General features: G+C 44.8%; 8 protein-coding genes. All 8 read right to left on the reverse strand.

Going from position 1 to position 20,036, the window contains the following annotated elements; all coding sequences use genetic code 11:
- Positions 1 to 6: 6 nt before the first annotated feature.
- The 8 genes from ACLHR0_RS03230 to ACLHR0_RS03265 all read right to left on the reverse strand — a co-directional run bounded on the left by ACLHR0_RS03230 (position 7) and on the right by ACLHR0_RS03265 (position 19,860).
- The gene (locus tag ACLHR0_RS03230) at positions 7 to 1,455 is read right to left on the reverse strand and encodes a cellulase family glycosylhydrolase (RefSeq protein ID WP_436484699.1); all 1,449 of its coding nucleotides are present in this window, start codon (positions 1,453 to 1,455) and stop codon (positions 7 to 9) included.
- Between the two features lie 31 nt (positions 1,456 to 1,486).
- Positions 1,487 to 2,704 (reverse strand): glycan-binding surface protein, encoded by a 1,218-nt coding sequence (locus ACLHR0_RS03235; protein WP_436484701.1) that lies wholly within the window; start codon positions 2,702 to 2,704, stop codon positions 1,487 to 1,489.
- 22 nt (positions 2,705 to 2,726) lie between these two features.
- Positions 2,727 to 4,304, reverse strand: coding sequence for a RagB/SusD family nutrient uptake outer membrane protein (locus tag ACLHR0_RS03240; protein ID WP_436484703.1), 1,578 nt, complete (start codon positions 4,302 to 4,304; stop codon positions 2,727 to 2,729).
- 27 nt (positions 4,305 to 4,331) lie between these two features.
- On the reverse strand, positions 4,332 to 7,460 hold the full coding sequence (locus ACLHR0_RS03245) for a SusC/RagA family TonB-linked outer membrane protein (RefSeq protein WP_436484705.1): 3,129 nt from the start codon (positions 7,458 to 7,460) through the stop codon (positions 4,332 to 4,334).
- A 567-nt stretch (positions 7,461 to 8,027) separates the two neighbouring features.
- On the reverse strand, positions 8,028 to 9,620 hold the full coding sequence (locus tag ACLHR0_RS03250; RefSeq protein WP_436484707.1) for a RagB/SusD family nutrient uptake outer membrane protein: 1,593 nt from the start codon (positions 9,618 to 9,620) through the stop codon (positions 8,028 to 8,030).
- An 18-nt stretch (positions 9,621 to 9,638) separates the two neighbouring features.
- On the reverse strand, positions 9,639 to 12,761 hold the full coding sequence (locus tag ACLHR0_RS03255; RefSeq protein WP_436484708.1) for a SusC/RagA family TonB-linked outer membrane protein: 3,123 nt from the start codon (positions 12,759 to 12,761) through the stop codon (positions 9,639 to 9,641).
- Positions 12,758 to 15,634: a TIM-barrel domain-containing protein gene (locus ACLHR0_RS03260; RefSeq protein WP_436484710.1), complete on the reverse strand. Its 2,877-nt coding sequence runs from the start codon at positions 15,632 to 15,634 to the stop codon at positions 12,758 to 12,760. Before ACLHR0_RS03260 ends, ACLHR0_RS03255 begins: the two co-directional genes overlap by 4 nt.
- A gap of 128 nt (positions 15,635 to 15,762) precedes the next feature.
- Positions 15,763 to 19,860, reverse strand: a complete 4,098-nt coding sequence (locus tag ACLHR0_RS03265; RefSeq protein WP_436484712.1) for a two-component regulator propeller domain-containing protein — start codon at positions 19,858 to 19,860, stop codon at positions 15,763 to 15,765.
- Positions 19,861 to 20,036: the final 176 nt, after the last annotated feature.

Here is a 20,036-nt window from a genome sequence, read left to right on the forward strand (position 1 = left end):
TAAATTTTATTTACCGCCGGCAACAATGGCATCAATAGTGCGTTTATCCAGTACTGTGTTATTTCGTCTGTCCAAAGCCCCACCTGTATCCCAGAAAAAAGGTTTAATACCACTGGCAATTGCCTGTTTGGTTACATAAGTCAACCAATAATCCACGGCATCATTGTGGGTGGCCAGATCTTTGGGAACATTACTACTGCTGCCACGTCTGTAAGCGCCGTACTCGCCCATTATAACAGGGATTTGTTTGTCGACGAACTTGGTTTTCATCTTGCCAAAGGCGGTGTTTACGTCACCTTCCTCTCCCCAGGTGGAATTCCGGTCAGGTTCAATGGTAGAATGATGTCCTGCCCCCCAGTAGTAAAACATTTTACCCCAGGATGCATCGCCTTCCAATAAACAGAACTGGAACGGTGTATAATAATGTATTTCCACCATCATGCGATCTTTCACGGCGTCTGTGGGAAGTGTGTTCATCAGGGTATTGGTTTTATCAATATCCGTTGACGGCCCCTGTACCACCAACACCCTGTAGCTGTTGCGTCCACCGGTGGATCGAACGGCATTGATGAAGGTTTGATGATAGCTGGTGAGTATGTCCATCTGCTCCGCAGTTTCAGCAGGAGGCTCATTAGCGCTGGCAAACATCACGTGCTCATCAAAATCACGCATGGTGGTCGCAATTTGCTCCCAGAATGCTTTTTGTTTGGCATTGACAGAATCCTTTTTTGCACTGTTGATATTGGCATCCAGCCAACCACCGTCCCAGTGGATGTTGAGTAAAACATAGATGTCGTTATTAACACAATATTGAACCACCTCTTTTACGCGGTTCAGCCAGGCATCCTGGATCTTGGCAGTAGTTTTGTCTGAATACTGATTCCATGAAACTGGCAGGCGGATGGCAGTAAATCCCTGCTGTTTTACGGCCTGTACATAACTTTCATTGATCAACGGATTTCCCCACGCGGTTTCCCCGCCAATAGCTTCCAGGGTATTGCCAATGTTCCAGCCCAGTTTAAATTTAGCGGCTAACTGCACGGCATTACTTCCCATGCCGGTTGAATTAGCCGGGGCAGGCGAAACATTGTAGCCCGGATAAATGCCGCTGGCTTGCGTTACTTTAACCCTGCGCGTCTGGCTGGTTCCGGCATTCACCTCCAGCACCACCGACCGGGGGGCACCGGTGGTATTGGGTACAGTAGTCAACCGGATAGCAGCCTTGCTGCTACCGGTCGACTGACTTACCTGCAACCAGGAAGAAGCGGGATTATTAATATTCCAATTTACATTACTGGCAATGGTTACATCGGAAGTGCCACCATCCGGCTGAAAAGTAACTTCAGATAAAGAAACCGACAATTCCGGCGTAACCGTGCTCTTTTTACTACAGTATGTAAACATTACCGTGGAAATCATCAATCCGATAAGTCCATACAAATTTCTGGTTTTCATAATCATGATATTTGGTTAAAATTTATTGGTACTATCTTATTTTCACTACCCTGATATTATCTACCGCAGCTTGTAAACCGGAAGCAGAAGGAGAAGCAGAAAAGTTTTTGGTATGAATATTTACAGATCCCTTGGCCGAGCTGCCCAGCAAAGTGGTCAGATCGGCAGCTGCGCTACCTTTGCCTTCATTAGTCCTGAATGTGGATAACGGAATGGTGACTGTATGCCAACCCTTTGTCTTAAAGGGGACAACAGTGCCATCAGCGCCCTGCCACGGCTCATATCGGGCCATATAGTCGAATGAGTTACCTCTTAGTACATAAATAGAGGTGCCTGACCATGCGGCGGGGACATTGATCTCAAACTTAACGGCATATTGATCAATAGGAACGCTTAAACTGTCAACAGGGATCCACTGTACGTCGTTGGTATTGATACTCCGTTGCCAGTTCCACCAGCTACCCTCGCCGGCAGGCAGAACATCATTATTTAACACTGCATAACTGCCCCTGTTGCCGGGAAAATTAACACTGCTGTTATCTGTACCGGTACCCCAGCTGAAAGTATTTACATTATCAAAATTACAGAGCGCGCCGGTTGTGGGATCGTTTACATTAAAGGTGGTGGAAGCGTTACCGGATTTTGTGTTGATCACTACCGGCCCGCCTTGCGAAAGCGTTGGCAGTACAAACCCGATGGCCGTACCATCGTCGGCTGTACTATAATCGGTAATTGGTGTACCGGCAAAAGTCAGCTCACTTATAAAAAATAAATTCAGCCCATAGATATAAACGGAATCACCTGTGTTGGCATTTTCGTTGGAAATGCTGGTAATAGAAGGTGGTGGCGCCACAATGCCGAATGTAAAAGTGGTGGACCCGTGCCGGGTCACATAGCGGATCGTATTCAGACTTTCTGCCGGCACCGATGGGAATGGTATCACAGCTGGTACCAGCACGGCAGCACTGGTATCTGAAAACATGATGCTATTGATATTAGCGGGTACGCCGTTGAAAGAGATCTGCACAGCATCCTGCAGATTATGCCCCACCAGCACCACCCATTGCCCGGTAGTGAGGGAATTGACAAGCGTATCAGCAGGAGAAGCTGCATAATTTCTAACGCTGGTGATAACAGGAGCTGCTTCAGTTACATCTTTCTTGCAAGCAGATTGCATTAGTGCAAAAACAGCAGCAAGTGCAAAAAACGGTAACCTCCAATAGCGCTGGTTGAATATTATTTTATTCACGGTATAATGTTTTTAGTGGTTCTTAATAATATGACACCGGAGGTTCCAGCAATTTCGGGTTGGCGGTTACCTCAGAAGAAGGTATTGGGAATGTGAAACTTTGAATGGTGGCAGGCGTAATAATACCATATGGATCTCCGGGTGTTATAACACCATTCGAAATGGTAAATGGCGCACGCTTTTCTCCATTTAATTTGCTGATGGCCTTGACTGGGTTATAATAAGACAGTCTGACCAGGTCGATCCAATATTGTCCTTCTCCTGCCAGTTCAATTCTTCTCTCATTAATGACGGAGTCCATATCTATTCTGGGAGCAGGAGCCATCCCGGCCCTTGTACGAACCTGGTTAAAGTAGAGCAACGCGTCGCCGTCGGCACTTGAGGCACTGTTACCAAGTATTGATTCAGCGTAAATGAGGTAAACATCCGCCAGTCTTAATAACGCATTATGCTCGGTGGAGGACGTCAGCGTCATCGTTGGCGCACTGTTATCCTTGTTGGTGCCGATAATATGCTTCTTCAACCCGGAGCTACCTGTATATTTAAATCCTCCGCCTGCCGCATTCAACTCAGGGTAATAGTCGCCGTTAATCATAAAAGTGGCTTTACGCCTTACGGAATCCTTTGTTTGATAAAGCTGGTACATATCAATGGTCGGACTAATAGCAAACCAGCCTGCTGAGCCATTGGCAGATATTTCCACACCTCCCGGAGAATATACCTGCAACATATTTCCTTCCACCCAACCTCCTCCCGGCGCCCACTGCAATGCAAACAATGACTCCGGATTGTCGTTAAACTGGGTTTTGAACAGGTCGGCGTAATTTTTTACCAGCGCAAGGCCGCTCTTCTTACACACATTTCCGGCGTATTTCTTTGCACTGTCCAGGTAAGCCTGGTTCCTGGTGCCTCCCTGCTGATTTAACCCGGCTACCGTCAGATAAACCTTGCTTAACATGCCTTGTGCCGACCAGGTAGTTACCCTTCCTGCAGCATCAGCAGCGGGGAGATGGCTGGCTGCAAAAGTGAGGTCATTGATTGCGAATTTATATACGTCTTCCGTTTTTACCCGGTTGATCAACGGAGATACAATCAGTTCGCTGTTATCTTCAATAACGGGTACCGCGCCCCACAACACCGCCAGGTTATAATAGGCAAATCCACGTATAAAACGGGCCTCAGCAATAGCCGCATTTTTGTCCTTATCAGGAATGGAAGCCGGCGCCTTTTGTGTGATGGCATTGATCGTAACATTACAGTGTGCAATGACATTATACATCCCTTTCCAATTGGAAATCATGATGCCGTTTAAGCCGGTAACGGTGAAAGTATTCAACTGCACAGCATCTCCCCAGTAACCAACCGCCATATTTCCACTCAGCACTTCGCCAACAGGCAAATAACAATTGTAGTTCCAGTCAGCCCAGGGCGTACCAGCATATAATGCAGCTGTTGCCAACCTGAGATCACCAGCCGATTGATAAAAATTATCCGCACTTATCTGCGACAGGGGCGGACGATCCAAAAAACTTTTGGAGCATCCTGTTATAGCTATCGTAGCTATCAGGAAGACAATTATTTTATCCAATATTGATCTCATAACTATTTATATTAACAGATGAATATTTTATTTAGTCAGTTTAATGTTCGCACCAATGGTAAACACGCGGGGCTGCGGATAAAAACCGCCATCAACACCAGCGCTCAGCGGGTCCCACGATCCGATCTCCGGGTCCATTCCCTTATAGTTTGTAATGATAAAGGCGTTTGAAACATTGAAATAAACTCTCAGGTATTTGATGCTGGCTTTACTGATCAGCTTTTCGGGGAAGGTATATCCCAGGGAAATATTCTTACATCTCAAAAAACTTCCGTCTTCTACAAACTTGTCAGAATTCCTGTTATTATCATTGGTATTATCATTCCTGATTCCGACAATTCTTGTTTCAGGGTTAGTTACCTGTATATTATTAATATCAGTGGCGCTGCCTTTCGGGTCAATCAGGGTTAATTTCGCATAGTCGTTTAACGCCTTGAAGTAACCAAAGCTGGTACCCGGAAATTCCCCATTTACGCGAAGCTGGTTAAATACCTTATTGCCAACGTTGGCAGCAAAAAATATATTCAAATCCACATTCTTATAGGAGAAAGTATTGTTGAAACCAATCTGGTATTTAGGTATGGGGGAACCGAGGTAGGTTTGATCAGATTCATTTATAACGCCGTCACCATTAAAATCCTTGAATTTCAGATCACCGTACCAGATGCTTCCACCGGCAGCTCCTACCGACAGTGGCACACCATTTTTAGTGGGCAATGCGTGGGTTTCAAAGTCTTTTCTCGTAGCAAACACACCTCCGTCAATAACATAACCGTAAAACTCGCCGATAGATCTGCCCACTGCAGTTTTGCTGTACTGCCTGTTCAGTGAAGCGCCATCCGTATTGAGTTTAAGCACTTCATTGATATTGCGGGAAACTGTCACATCTGTTTTCCAGGTAAAATTTTTGGTTTTAATACTGGTTGAACTGATCCTGAAATCAAAGCCCTTGTTATTAACAGTACCTACATTGACATACGGAGCTTCCATGGCGCCTGGCGAGTAACCAATCGCCGTTCCGGAATACAGCGGTAAAGGGATCTGCAAAACAAGACCATCGGTTTTGCGGTTATAAAAATCAACGGAGAAATTCAATCTCCAGTTAAAAAGTGTTCCTTCCAGCCCGATGTTGGCATATTTTGTTTTTTCCCATTGTACATAAGGGTTTCCCACATTCTGGGTAAGCTGGGCGATGCCCGTTAGCCCGGTAGCCACCGTAGCCAGTGTGGAGGTATAGGCATAATCCCGGATGTTCTGGTTATTTGTTAACCCATACCCCAGGCGCAGTTTCAATTCATTAATATCTTTAACAGACTGCAGAAAATTTTCCTTATTCAATTTCCAGGCAAATGCTCCTGAGTAGGTATTCACCCAGCGGTTTTCAGGGGCAAACTTTGAAGAGCCGTCTGCCCGGAGATTGGCAGTAAACAGGTACTTATCGTTGATGCCAAAATTGATACGGCCAAAGTACGATTCCTGGGCGCTTTGCCCTTTGGAGCCGCTATTAGTGGCGGTGGTTGGATCACCGCTGCTGATTACCTGCACATTATTTGAAGGGAAATTTGTTCTTGCTGCAGAAGAACCTTCATTTGTACCGAGTTGCGCTTCATGACCCAGTAACACATTTACATTGTATTTATCTTTAAACAGATGTGAGTAGGTAAGGAAGTTCCTGATGGTGGTAAACAAATTTTGCGAAAAATTATAAGACCCGCTGTTGGTATTATTTTTTACAAGACCAAATGTATAGGTAGGATTAAACCGGTCTTCCGTCGCCATGGAAAAACTTCCTGTTGCTTCATTCCGGAGGGTGAGATCTTTGGTAAAAGCAATTTCTGCATATAAATTACCATAAAGCTGGTTTCTTTTTGCCTCGTCTTTATTAATGAGGGCGATCGCATACGGGTTCACGGTACTGTTCACCCAGCCATTGGGGTTATAGGCTCCGCCCCAGCTGCCATCCTCATTCTTTACGGCGATGTCCGGCGTTTGGCTTAATGCGGTATTAATTACATTGGAGCTGGTTGAATTTACATTTTCCTTGATATTCACCAGTTGCAGGCTGGTACCGATCTTTAACCAATTGGTTGTTTTATTATCGAGATTCAACCTTAATGAAATCCTCCGGAAATTGGATCCAAGCGCGATACCCTCCTGGTTAAAATAGGAACCCGACAGCAGGTATTGTGTTCTTGTGTCTCCCCCGCTAATGGATAAGGTATGGTTAGACATCGGGGCATTTCTGAAAAGCTCTTTCTGCCAGTTGGTCCCTTCGCCCAGGTATTTTGGATTTACAAATTCAGGCCGGGTGTCAAATCCCCATCCTAACCCTGTATTCCTCTCATTTATAAAGGTTGCATATTCCCTTAAATTCATTACAGGTAACCTTTTAGGTATTTGCTGGTAGCCTGTATACATTTCATAAGAAATGCTTGGCGGAGCGACCTGCCCCCTTTTGGTGGTGATTACTATTACGCCATTTGTTGCCTGTGAACCATAAATCGCTGTTGCAGATGCGTCTTTCAATACATCAATGGTTTCAATTTCAGAAGGATTGATACCTGCCAATGGATTCACACCTGCGCCCAATGTGGCGGTGCCGCCAATAATGATCCCATCTATTACATACATAGGCGAACCTCCTCCAAAAGAAGACAAGCCACGTATCTGTATCGATACAGCTCCGCCTGGTTGACCTGATATTTGCTGAACCACTAGTCCGGGCACCTTACCCTGCAAAGCCTGGTCAAAGGTTACCGGTTGTGTTTTACGGATCTCATCACCGGAAACAGAAGATATGGCGCCGGTAACATCCGGCCGTTTTACTTTGCCGTACCCGATTACCACCACATCCTCCAGTTGTGAAATATTCTCAGCCATTTCTACTTCAAGGGAAGCAGTTTTAGCCACCACTTCTTTTTTCTGGTAACCTATCATTGAAATTACCAATGTACTCCCCGGGGAAGCATCGATCGTAAACTTTCCCGCTCCATCAGTAATAGTGAAGTGGCTGGTGTTTTTTAAGGTAACAGTGGCGCCTGGAATGGGGGAATTACTTTTACTGATGATTCTACCACTTATTTTTATTGTTTGCGCAGAGAGGTTTAGGGTGGAAAGGAATCCCAAAAGAATACCCAATAGCGGTAGTATTCGCAAGCGAATCATTTTGGTTGAATTCATTTTTCTAATTTTAACGTGGGTAGATGATGATCCTCGCAGTTGTTTTCAGCGAGGATGATGTTTCATAAGGCCGGAACATTCGTGACAGGAGCCATGCAATCGATAAGTGCCAGTTCTTTTTCAGCAGCTTTCGTTGTTTCCAATAGTCACTTTCTACTGTAATTGGTGACGACCTCAAGTTGAAAAGCCTGAGGTGAAGGACTAAGTAAAGGGATTGAAAAGGTAGACAGGTGGTCAGGATCTGCAACGTAGGCAGAAGGACTTGCCAATAAGTCTCCATACGAGACATGGGCCGGCAAGTTAAGTGGCAGCAATTGTAGTTTCATATACGTGGATTGAATATTGTAAAGCTATTGTTATGTTCTCTGAATCAAGGGGGTCATTTGATTCAACCAGGAGGCCCAAATGTTACAATTCGTTGAATATCACTAGCAACTGTCAATAAACCAGGGAAAACCGGGGCCACTATGTTGCATTCATCCAACATCCGCATTGTCTCCCTGCCCGGTTCTCCTGATAATTAATTAGAACGGCCCTGGCTCATTACCAACCCGCGTTTTGTTTCAATACGTTATCCGATAAAGTGATTTGTGTATAAGGTATCTGCACCAGCCCCTTTGTTTCGATTACCTTCGATGCTAAAATGGTTTTGGTGGTATTCACGCCGCCATTTTGAACGGTCACCGATTCTGCAATGGCTGAGGCAGCAACATTGATGCCCTGGCGAAGAAGATCCCAGTAACGGATTCCTTCTCCCGCAAATTCAAGTCTTCTTTCATTTATAATATTTGCCTTGCTAACCGGAACCTGGACAAAGCTGGCGCCCAATGCCCTTTTGCGCACCTCATCCAGGTAATTCTGTGCCCCACCGGCGCCTAATTCAGCCGCCATTAACAAAACATCCGCGTAGCGGATAGACACATAATCCTGGTACTGGCTGATCATGAAGCTCGCGCCCCCCATTTTTTCAGCAAGACTTCTTCCTGCCTCATCCGCCATCGGGGTATATTTTTTAATGCAGTAGCCTGTATACTCCCGTTGATCCTTTATGTTCTGAAAATTGAGCCCCTCATCCACTATTGAAATGATAGAGGCGCTTCTCCGGCTGTCACCGGCAGGGAAAGCATTCCAAAGTTTCGGGTTTACAGTGGCTCCACCCCAGCCCATCCCATACGGATAAATGCTCTGAACGCGAATACCGAATAACACCATCCATTGGTTACCATCCACGTTTCCATTCCAATCGCTGGTAAAAGTGTATTTGATGGCAAACACCGTTTCCTTATTATCCTCTCCTACGTAATTGTTAAGAGAGGCAGCGGGCCATAAATTGGCAAATTTATCTACCAACCCAAATCCTCCATTACTGATAACATCCTCCAGGTAAGCAAGCGCCTGCGATTTTGAAACAGTTCCCACCAGGTCGGCTTTATTGTAATAACCGGTATAGCAAAGGAACACACGGCCAAGCAGCGATTCTGCCGCCCATTTGGTTACCCGTCCACGGCTGGAGGGATCCTGGACGCCATAGCCGCCAGCAGGAAGATTGGAAGCTGCAAATACCAGGTCGTCGGCAATAAGTTTATAAACGCTGTCGGGGCTGGCCTGAGGTACATTATCCGTAGTAGGCTTTGTAATCAACGGAATATTGCCCCATAATCTGACCATATCAAAATAACAATAGGCACGTATAAACCTTGTTTCCGCTTCATACGTTCTGCGCAAACTGTCATTGCCTTTCCAATCCACCCCGTCAAGATGCGACAGAAGCATATTGGCGCGATAGATAGCCTTGTAGTACAGGTTCCAGGTATCTCCAAACATATTCTCATCAGAAGGCGAACGGAGTTTATCAAATTCGTCCATCATCTGATAACCAAATCCGTCGGCATTACCGGTGCCTCCAAATGCTTCGTCAGACATGATGGCAGACGCAACAGGAAAAGCAACGCCGCTTGCCCACACACGCTGTAATCCATCATACACGCCTACCAATGCCTTCCAGGCATCGTTCGGTGTTTTATAAAAGTTCTGCTCGGTAGCAGACGTTACATCTTCTGAGTCCAGAAAGTCCTTGTTACAGGCCATCAACGACAACAGCGCAGTAACCAGCATATAAAATTTTAAGTTTTTCATCGCCAATTCGTTTTTAATTTAAAACCGGATGTTTGCTCCAACCATAAATGTTCTGGGCCTGGGATAATATCCTAAGTCCACTCCCGATGAAAAGCCTTCATTATATCCAACTTCGGGATCCATACCATTATATTTGGTAAACAGGAAAGCATTCAGCACGGAAGCATATAATCTTACTTTGCCCAGGTAATTTTTTTTGATCAGGTTTGAGAAATCATAACCGAGGGTAATCGTATTGATACGCAGATAATTTCCTTTATGTATGTACAGATCAGAGAACTGCGCCCAGTTGGCGCCATCTTCTGTGACCCTGGGAATTTTATTGGAAGTTCCCGGGCCATGCCAGCGGTCCAGTATTTCTGAGGTATAGTTACCAAACCCGCCCGGTCCCCTGTACGACTGAACAATTTGATTACCTGTTACGCCGGAGGCCTGTACTAAGAGATCAAACCCTTTGTAATCAAGCGTTATATTAAACCCATAGGTAAAATCAGGATTGGGATCGCCGATATTTGTTTTGTCGTTGGCGTCAATAACACCATCGTTGTTTAAATCAACATACCGGACATCGCCAGGCTTGGCGGTGGGCTGAATGGGATTACCCGTTTTGCCTTTATACGCCGTTACCTCATCGTCCGATTGGAACACGCCTGCGGTTTTAAGTCCCCAGAAATAGCCTACCGGTTCACCGTTTGCCGCCCGGTAAAATTCACCTGCATTGGCATACAGCACATTGGTATTACCATGAAGCACATGATCGTTTGTAGGAATATTCCCTATCCTGTTTTTATTATAGGCGCCGTTTACGCCCACTGAATAATGGAAATTTTTGCCGATGTTGTTTCGATAATTAAGCGCCAGTTCAACGCCGGTATTTTTCACATCACCGCCATTGATCAGCGGCGCATCTGCGCCGGCAGTAGCCAGAATAGGCACGGTAATCAACCAGTCTTTTGTTTTTTTGACATAATAATCAAAGGTTATATCCAGCCGTTGTAACACAGTAGCATCAAACCCGATGTTTGTTTGCTCCGACGTTTCCCATTTTACATCCGGATTGGCAATACGGCTTGGATAAGCTCCCTGTGTACTGGCTCCTTCCACCGGTCCGAATATATAACCCGCATTACTGAAGCTGACAGGAGACACAAACTGATATGCCGCTACATTCTGGTTACCTACCTGTCCCCAGCTGCCACGGAGCTTAAGGAAATTCAACCACTGCACACCCTCCATAAACTCCTCCATAGAAGTCACCCATCCGGCGGACACGGAAGGGAAATATCCCCAGCGATGATCCGGCGCGAATTTAGAGGAACCATCAGCCCTGAAGGTGAGGTTCAGCAGGTATTTCTCACGGAAATTATATTGCAATCGTCCGAAGTAAGACATCAACGCATTCTCAGACGGGCCACCGCCAAGACTCATATATGGCGCACCCTTGTTCACATTCTGCGCAACAGAAAGGTAGGCATGCTGCAGATCGGCAACACGCAGGTCCCAGTTGGAACCATTCATACCAACAGTTTGTGTTTTCAGCGAAGAGCTACCTGCCATTACACCAAAATGGTGATCAGCAGCAACATCAAAATCGTAGCTGAGTAAATTGTCGAACTGAATGGTACGCCCACTACCCATTGACTGGCTCACCTTCGAAGTATCATTAAAGGAATAAATAGAAAGATGATAAACGGGTGTATAACCATGACTTTGATTCGCGTAATAGTTTAAACCCAGGCTGGAACGGAATTTTAAGCCTTTAATGGGTTCCGCCTGTATGTACACATCGCCAAATAAACCCTGGTTACTGTTGCGGTTCCGCGTGGTATAGTCCATCACTGCATAAGGATTGGCCTCTGTATTGTTCCACGCCTGATCAGGTTTTCCCGGGTACCAGCCTTTTTTATCGCTGCTGAAATAACTACCGTCCGTGTCATACGTGGGCAGGAAAGGGCTTGTAGTGAAAGCAGCACGTAATGTATTATTATACTGGCCGTCTATCGCAATTCCATGATTGTTTTGATAATTGAACGTAAGATGTTCTCCCAGCTTAACAATATTCTGGTACAGGTTATGTTCGGAGTTTATTCTGAACGTGTAGCGGTCAAGGTAAGAAATGTCCGATCCTCCTATAATGCCGCCCTGGCTGGTGTATCCCAGTGACAGGGAATAGGTGGAATTGGGACTGCCTCCCTGTACGCCCAATACATAGTTTTGAGTCGGCACATTCTTTTTGAACATCTGGTCCAGCCAATCTGTGCTTACCGGCAAATTGTTAACTACCTCGTTGCTGAAATACGGCGCTTTACCGGAGTTGACAGCAGCTTCGTTTATGATGGTGGCATAATCTTTTGCATTCAACAGTTTAGCCTTGCGGGCAAGCTGCTGGGCGCCATAAAAAACATCCAGGGTAACCTGCGGTTTCTGGTTGACTTTTCCCGTTCTTGTGGTAACCAGGATAACACCGTTGGCCGCCTGTGAACCATAAATAGCAGCAGAGGCAGCATCTTTCAGAATGTCGATAGAGGCTATGTCTGCGGGGTTCAGGTATGAAATGTCGCTGGTTTGAACACCGTCAACAATATATAAAGGAGAAAAGTTACCAACAGTACCCTTACCACGAATAATCACATTCATTCCTGCGCCTGGCTGTCCTGAATAGGAAGTGATTTGTACACCCGGCGCCTGGCCTTGCAAAGCCTGCATGGCATTGGTAGTGTTCTGTTTCTGGATGTCCGCGCCTTTTACCTGGATGTTGGCTCCTGTAACGAGTTTTTTCTTCTGGGTACCATAACCGATTACTACTACATTTTCCAATTGGCTTTCAGCTTCCAGCAATTGAACTTTCAATTCGCGTGAGGTAACTTTTACCTCCTTTTCAACAAATCCAACGGATGTAATTACTATCACATCCCCCGTTGATGCCTCAATAGTAAACCGTCCTGCATCATCGGCAACGGTGGATACACGGGTGCTTTTTACGGTAACTGATGCTGCAGGAACCGGAGCGGACGTACTTTGACTGGTGATCGTTCCACTCACCTTTGACGTTTGGGCAAAGGCGTTCTGGCTAAGGGTTAAGGCCCCAAGCATGCCCCACAGCAGCAATATTCGCAAGTAAATGATTTTGAATGAATTCATAATTGTGGATTTAACTGACTACTTTTTATATCTATTTTTCTTCCATCGTAAACCACTTCCTTGTCGCATTTGGCATCAGGATCCAGGCGCCTGGGTTCTCCGGGCGAAATGATATTAATGCGAAGGGCTCTTTTCTGTAACATGCCTTTGAACGATCCTTTCCGCTCTCCGACAGTAACAGTTCCTGTTGCCTGGGTATATTTTATTGGAATGATGGAAAATGCACCTTCTTCATAATTGTAATTGGTGCCCTCATCTTCATACAGGTTGAAAGATGCGTCCGCACCAGTGTAAATGTTCAACGTAACAGTGTCGGCCTGTTTCTCCGCTGCATATTGTAACTCCGGCCCAAAAGGCAGGATAGATCCGGCTTTTACAAATAAAGGCATCCGTTCATAAGGCGCTTCAGCAGTAATTTTCTGACCACCTGCATACCACTTCCCGGAATAGAGATCATACCATCCTGCGCACTCGGGTAAATACAAGGCACGTTTTGTTTGCCGGTATTCATACACGGGGTTTACCAGCAGTGAAGGGCCAAACATATATTGATCAGCAATGTTCAGCACGGCGGTATCTTTTGCAAAGTCCATTGCAAGTCCGCGCATGATGGTATAGTCATCATGGTACGTCCACCCTGCCAGCGCATAGATATATGGCAGTAAACGGTAACGCAGTTTATCGTAATAAAGGAAACTTTTATAAGCGGGGTGATCTTCAGGAGCTGTGTTGAATACTTCCCGGTAAGGAGATTGCCCATGGGAGCGGAATAAAGGAACAAATGCGCCAAACTGCGACCACCGGGTCATCAGCTCTCTCCACTCTTCCAGGCTCTCTGCATCCGGGCTCTCAAATTTCCTTGGCACCACAAAGCCACCTATATCCATCGTCCAGTAAGGAAGCCCGGACATAGAGAAATTACTCCCTGCAGCTATTTGCGCTTTCATATCATTCCAGGTGGAACCGATATCACCACTCCATATCGCCGCCGCATAATGCTGCGAACCTGCAAAGCCGGATCGTGTCAGCAAAAAGACCCTTTTATCCGGATCCGTTGAGCGTTGTCCTTCATAAATTCCTTTTGCATTCTGCAGCGGATATGCATTCAGGAACTCTGCCGCGCTACCCAAAGCAGTGGGTGTCATTTGCAGCTTTCTTTTTTCCGGGTTTACGTTGGAAACTATATCCGGTTCGCTGGCGTCCATCCACCAGGCGTCAATTCCTTTACTATAAATTTTTTCGTTGATCAGATTCCAGAATCCTTTCCTGGCGGCGTTATTGAAAGCATCGTAAAAAGTAGAAACGTATCCTTTGCCTATCCAATCTTTTTGCTGATCGGCTATGTTTCTTTTATAAAGCCATCCGTTTTTATCAAAGTTGTTATAGGCCGGTATACCGTCATAAAATTTTGGCCATACAGATATCATAATCTGCGTATTGAATTTTTTATGCAACAAATCAATCATGCTGTCGGGAGAAGGGAAACGTTTTTCGTCAAACTCCTGGCTGCCCCATTCCGCTTCTCTCCAATAATTCCAGTCCAGCACAATGTTGTCGATAGGAATTTTTCTTTTACGGAATTCATCAACAGTATTCACTATCTCCTCCTGTGTTTTGTATCTCTCCCTGCTTTGCCAGAAACCTAACGCCCACTTTGGCACAATAGGTGCCTTACCTGTAAGCGTACGATAGCCGGAAATTACCTCGTCCATATTATTGCCATACACGAAATAGTAATCCACCTGTTTGCCGGCTTCGGAACAAAAACCAAAGCTGTTTTGCTGATCACGGCTCAATGGCTCCTGCCATTTTAAAGAAAGGTAGGACTCGCCCCCCTCCGGTAGCCATTCAATTTTCACCGGTACTTTTTCTCCTTTTTTGAAATCCCATGGAATCAATGCAGATGCGGGGTTCCAGGCCTTTCGCCAACGATCCAGCACCAATTTTCCATTCAGCCATACTTTTACCGAACCGCCATAAGTGAAGCGGAACTGATGTAACCCCGACAGGTGACTGGAAAGGCTTCCCTCCCAGGTCACCATACCGGAAGCTGGGGTAAATTCCCGGGGTAGTAGAATTTTTGAATCTCCCAAAAACTCCATATCAATATTTCCCTCTGCTCTTTCAATATTTATCTCCTGAGGTTTATGCATGTTATTGGAATAGGAGGCGGTAAGCCAGCCGGTTTCACCTTTCTTTGAAAAAAGTTGCATGGAAGAAAGCGGGTGAAGCGGCCTGATATCGCCGGCCCTGGTGAGGGAATAATTATCCCAGAGAATGCCATAGTTTTTATTGGAGATCATAAAAGGAATGGCCACTTCGGTATTGTTCTGGAAGAAGGTAACCTGTTGGCCCCGGTAATTCATTATACCGTCCTGGTGTTGTCCGAGTCCATACCATGCGTCCCCGTCGGCCGTCTGGAATGTTTGCGTAATGGCGTAATAACGTTTACCGTCGAATATGGCGGATTGAAAATCCCTGCCAAACGGCTGTTTTTCTGACAGGATTTTTTTACCTGCCAGATCCGTGAAAGTAACGGCGCCGGTTTTCCGGTCTACCGTGACGATTAATTTTTTTGTTTTGAGAGTCAGGTTTTCTTTAGAAGGAATGAAATCCCAGGTGAGCCCTGGTTTTTTATGATAAACAGTAACCAGGCTGGTACCGGCCACTATTTCTTTCCCGGGAGCTGCCATCACCCTGATAATATCGTCCGACACTACTTCAAGTTTAACAGCATACGTTGAACCCGTTAGCAGGGAATCCGTAAAAACGATCACCCCATCAGGAAGAGTAATATAGGCAGGTGGCGCCGCAAATAAGTTATTTAGTAACGCAGAAGCCAGCAGGCTAAACAGCAGTAATCGCAATTTCATATACGTGGATTAGATGCTGTAAAACTATTGCTATGCTGTCAGAAACCGGGGCGTCAAATGATTCAACAAGGGGGCACAAATGTTACAAATGACTGAATATCACTGGTATATTTTTGACAGGCGGTGCGTTAAAGACTTTTGTTTTTAAGATTTGCCACGTATTCGGAAGGGGTAGTTTTGAACTCCTCCTTAAATAACTTACGGAATACTTTCGGATTATTGAACCCGACTTGATAGGCAACTTCAGAAATGGACATCCCGCTTTTGTCCAGCAATTGAACGGCTCTTTTCAAACGGATGGAACGGATAAAATCCAACGGCGACTTACCCGTTAACGAATGTATCTTTCTATATAAAGTAACCCTGCTCATATACATCTCTTTACTGAACTCATCCACAGAAAACTCCGGGTTGTCTATTTGCTTTTCAATAATTTCCAATGCCTGTTGAAGGAATTTTTCATCTACGGGCGTTATGGTCACTTCTCCGGGGTTGACTTCAATCTGCTTCTGAAACCTCTTTTGCAATAATCTCTGCTGCGCCAGCAGATTATTGATGCGGGAAGCCAGGATCTCAAAGGTGAAGGGTTTGGTAATGTAATCGTTTGCGCCTGCTTTCAAACCTTCCAGTTGTTTTTCCTCGCTTCCCATGGCAGTAAGTAAAATAATAGGAATATGAGCAGTGAGTGTTTCGTTTTTAATTTTCCTGGCAAGTTCAACGCCGTCCATTAAAGGCATCATGATATCGCTTACCACCAGATCGGGGTTTAACAACTTTATTTTCTCCCAGCCTTCCTTTCCATTTGTGGCTTCTTCAACATGATATTGCCCTTTCAGGTTATCCTTTAAGTAAAAGCGCAGGTCCTCATTGTCTTCCACTATCATTATCGTCTTCTTCTTATCACCTTTTTTATTTTCCTCCGCCATTATTTGCTCCGTTTCGCCTGAAAATGCGGGATTAGCCAGGGTCCGGGGAGAAGAAACATAAATTTTTCTTGCGGGGAGCAATACCGTAAAACAGGTACCCTGATCCGGTTCGCTTTTTACGGTGACGATACCATTGTGCAATTTTACAAACTCTTTTGTAATGGCCAGGCCGATGCCGGTTCCCTGGTTTACCATACTTTCCGGAACATCCGTCTGAAAAAAGCGTTCAAATATCTTTTCGTGCTGATCGGCCGGAATACCAATACCGGAGTCTTTTACCTCGATAGCAAGTGTGCCATCGGACTCATTATCCGCCGGCTCCTTATAGATCAGGCCAACGCTCACCGTTCCGCTGTCATAAGTATATTTAAAAGCGTTCGACAACAAGTTGAATAAAATCTTTTCAATTTTATCTTTGTCAAAATAAATTTCGAGGCTATCCGTGTCAGATGAGAAAGAGAATTGGATCTTCTTTTTCTCTGCAATATCTGTAAAAGAATAACTGGTTTCCCTGCAAAACCGGACAATATCGCCTATGGAAGGATGCAACTTTACTTCCTGCACCTCCATCTTCCTGAAATCGAGCAGCTGGTTTACCAGGTTTAATAAGCGTTTGGCATTACGCTGTACCAGCCCCAATTGTTTTACCTGCTCTTCATCTGCCGTATTTTTAATGATCTTATCCAATGGTGCAATGATCAGGCTTAACGGCGTGCGGAACTCGTGACTTACATTGGTAAAGAATTTTGTCTTTAACTGCTCCAGCGCATGCGCTCTCTCCGCTTCCCTGCGCTGTTGCTGCACTTCAAAACGCATCCGTATCCGGTCTAATGTAATGCGCCGGATAAGCAGGAACAACGCTGCAGCGATCAACAGATATATAATGTAGGCAACAGGCGTTCTCCAAAACGGGGGTTCAATATTGATCTGCAACGTTTTTACCTCACTCCATAGGCCGGACCTGTTCAAAACTTTTACCTTGAAAACATAGTGACCGGGATTTAGATTTGTATAAGTGGCTCTCCGCTGGTTACCATCTGCATATAACCAGTCTTCATTAAACCCTTCCAGCATATATGCATATTTGTCATATGCGTTATGAGAAAAATCAAGCGCAGCAAAGTCAATGGAGAAAACATTTTCCCTATACTTCAGATCAATATGCTGAAGCTGGGATAAAGAACGTTTGAGCAGCACCCGGTTATTGACCAGCTCGCCGGGTTCAACATCTTTATTTAATATCTGAAAACCGGTGAAAACAATTTTAGGATGATAAACGGGTTTACCAATAGCAGCAGGATTGATAATATTAAAGCCCGAAGGGCCGCCAAAGATCAATTCGCCGGTCTTCGTTTTTAGCGCTGCATTATCATTGAATTCGCGGTTCTGCAGGTTGTTGGTGGCATCATAGGTAACCACAGAAATAACCATATCCTTATTTTCCTGGTGCGGAGTAACGTTACATAACCCGTTAGGTGTGGATATCCAAAGCGCGTGGTGATTATCTTCCAGGATATTCAGGATCATATTATCAGGAAGTCCGTTGGACATGGTGAATGTATGAAACTCCTTTTTTTGTTCATCAAACAAATTCAATCCCTCCCTCGTTCCTACCCAAATCCGGCCTTTACTGTCTTCCAGAAGACAGATAATCCCATTATCACTTAAACCATTTTTTTTATTTGTTACCAGGTAAAAAACACTGGTAGTTTTATTCTTTTCCATAACAGCAATACCGTAAGCTGTACCAACCCATAAATTCCCCTTTCTATCATGCATAATAGCAGAAACATAATCGGAAAGTAAAACTCCCCGCCTGGCGTTATAATGGCTAAACTGGCTTGTTCTTCTGTCGAAACGATCCAGGCCGCCACCCAAAGTGCCGATCCATAAGTTCTGATCCCTGTCTTCAAATATCTCCCAAACCTTGTCATCTGCCAGACTTGAGGAATCATTATCATGATGCCTGAACCGGGTGAACTTCTTCCCATCAAAACGATTGAGGCCACCCAGGTAAGTCCCAATCCAGAGAACATCTTCATGATCGATCCATAGGCTCACAATGACGTTGTTGCTCAGGCTGTTTTCATTTTTTGGATCGTATAAGTATTGTTTGAAAGTATTATTCTTCCTGTCAAAATAAATCAGGCCACCGCCATTGGTACCAATCCAGATGTTACCTGCCTTGTCTTCAACAAAACGGTTTACATCGTCGAATTGCGGACTGTTTTCATTTAGTTCCTGGTGATGGTAATATGGAAACTGAATGATGTTACTATTATAATAATTTATGCCCTGCTTATAAGTTCCCAGCCATATAATCCCCTGGTCATCTTTATACAAGGTGGTGATACTGTTCTGACTGATGCTCTTGGGATCATTGGGGTTGTTCAGCAGATAACTGGTTTTGAACCCGTTCTTTTTGTCGATCAGCGTTACTCCTCCGTGATCGGTTCCTATCCAGATCAAACCATTGCTATCCTGTACAACCTGGCTTACCAGTTCCGCATTCAATCTCGCCGGATAAGAATTCTTATCAAACTGTTTGATAGTATTATCTTCCGGGTGAAAAAGAAAAATTCCGAAGTTGTAACTCCAAAGCCAGATGTCATTATCATGATCTATAAAAAGATGATAGGGGTTATTAGCTTTATTCTTCTTCAGTAAAGCATTGGTAGAAAAAATTATTTTATCCAGCTTTATATCATATTCCTGCAAAAAACCTGATTGGTATACCAACCATAACTTCCCATCCGATGTTTCACTTACGGAAGTAATTTTCCCGGAAGCCGGCGGTGCTTTCTGATTAAATGGTTTTACAATTTTATCGTTTGCTGAATACAGGAACAAACCCTTATCATCATACAGGAACCAGTACCTGTTATTGTTCCCCTTCACTATATTGGTAACACCACCAGATGGCAAACCGATGGAATGCAAATAGTCATCAGCGTTGTCATTAAACTTCTCGGTATCGGGGTTATAAATACAGGGCCCACTCACGGTCGACAACCACATTTTCCTGCCCGGAAGCTCATAAAGTGACACAATATTATTGTCCCTTATTGAAGAGCTGTCATTGTGATCCTTATGAAATATCCTGCAGAAATATCCGTCATAACGATTAAGTCCATATGCAGTGGCAAACCATAAAAAACCATCCCGGTCTTTTAGCACTGCATTTACCTGGTTATGCGACAGACCTGTGTATGTATTGAGCTTCGAAAAATTATAATGCTCACTTTGCGATAAAACAACAAGGGACTGCAGTAGCAAAATAACCCCAAAAAGGTAACGCATTACTGTAGGTTTTAGATAAAAAAGTTTACGCCTCCCAGGCATTCATACACTAGCGGCTGTTGCCGCTTTCCCTGCCATCCCGCTGATCATTAAAGATGCCCGATAACGTTTTTACTTTTGCAAAAAGCAAAAGGTACTTCATTCCTGTGAGACAGACCCGATTTGGCAAAAAACGG

The organism is Chitinophaga sp. ARDCPP14 (assembly GCF_051362515.1).
Lineage (GTDB): Bacteria > Bacteroidota > Bacteroidia > Chitinophagales > Chitinophagaceae > Chitinophaga.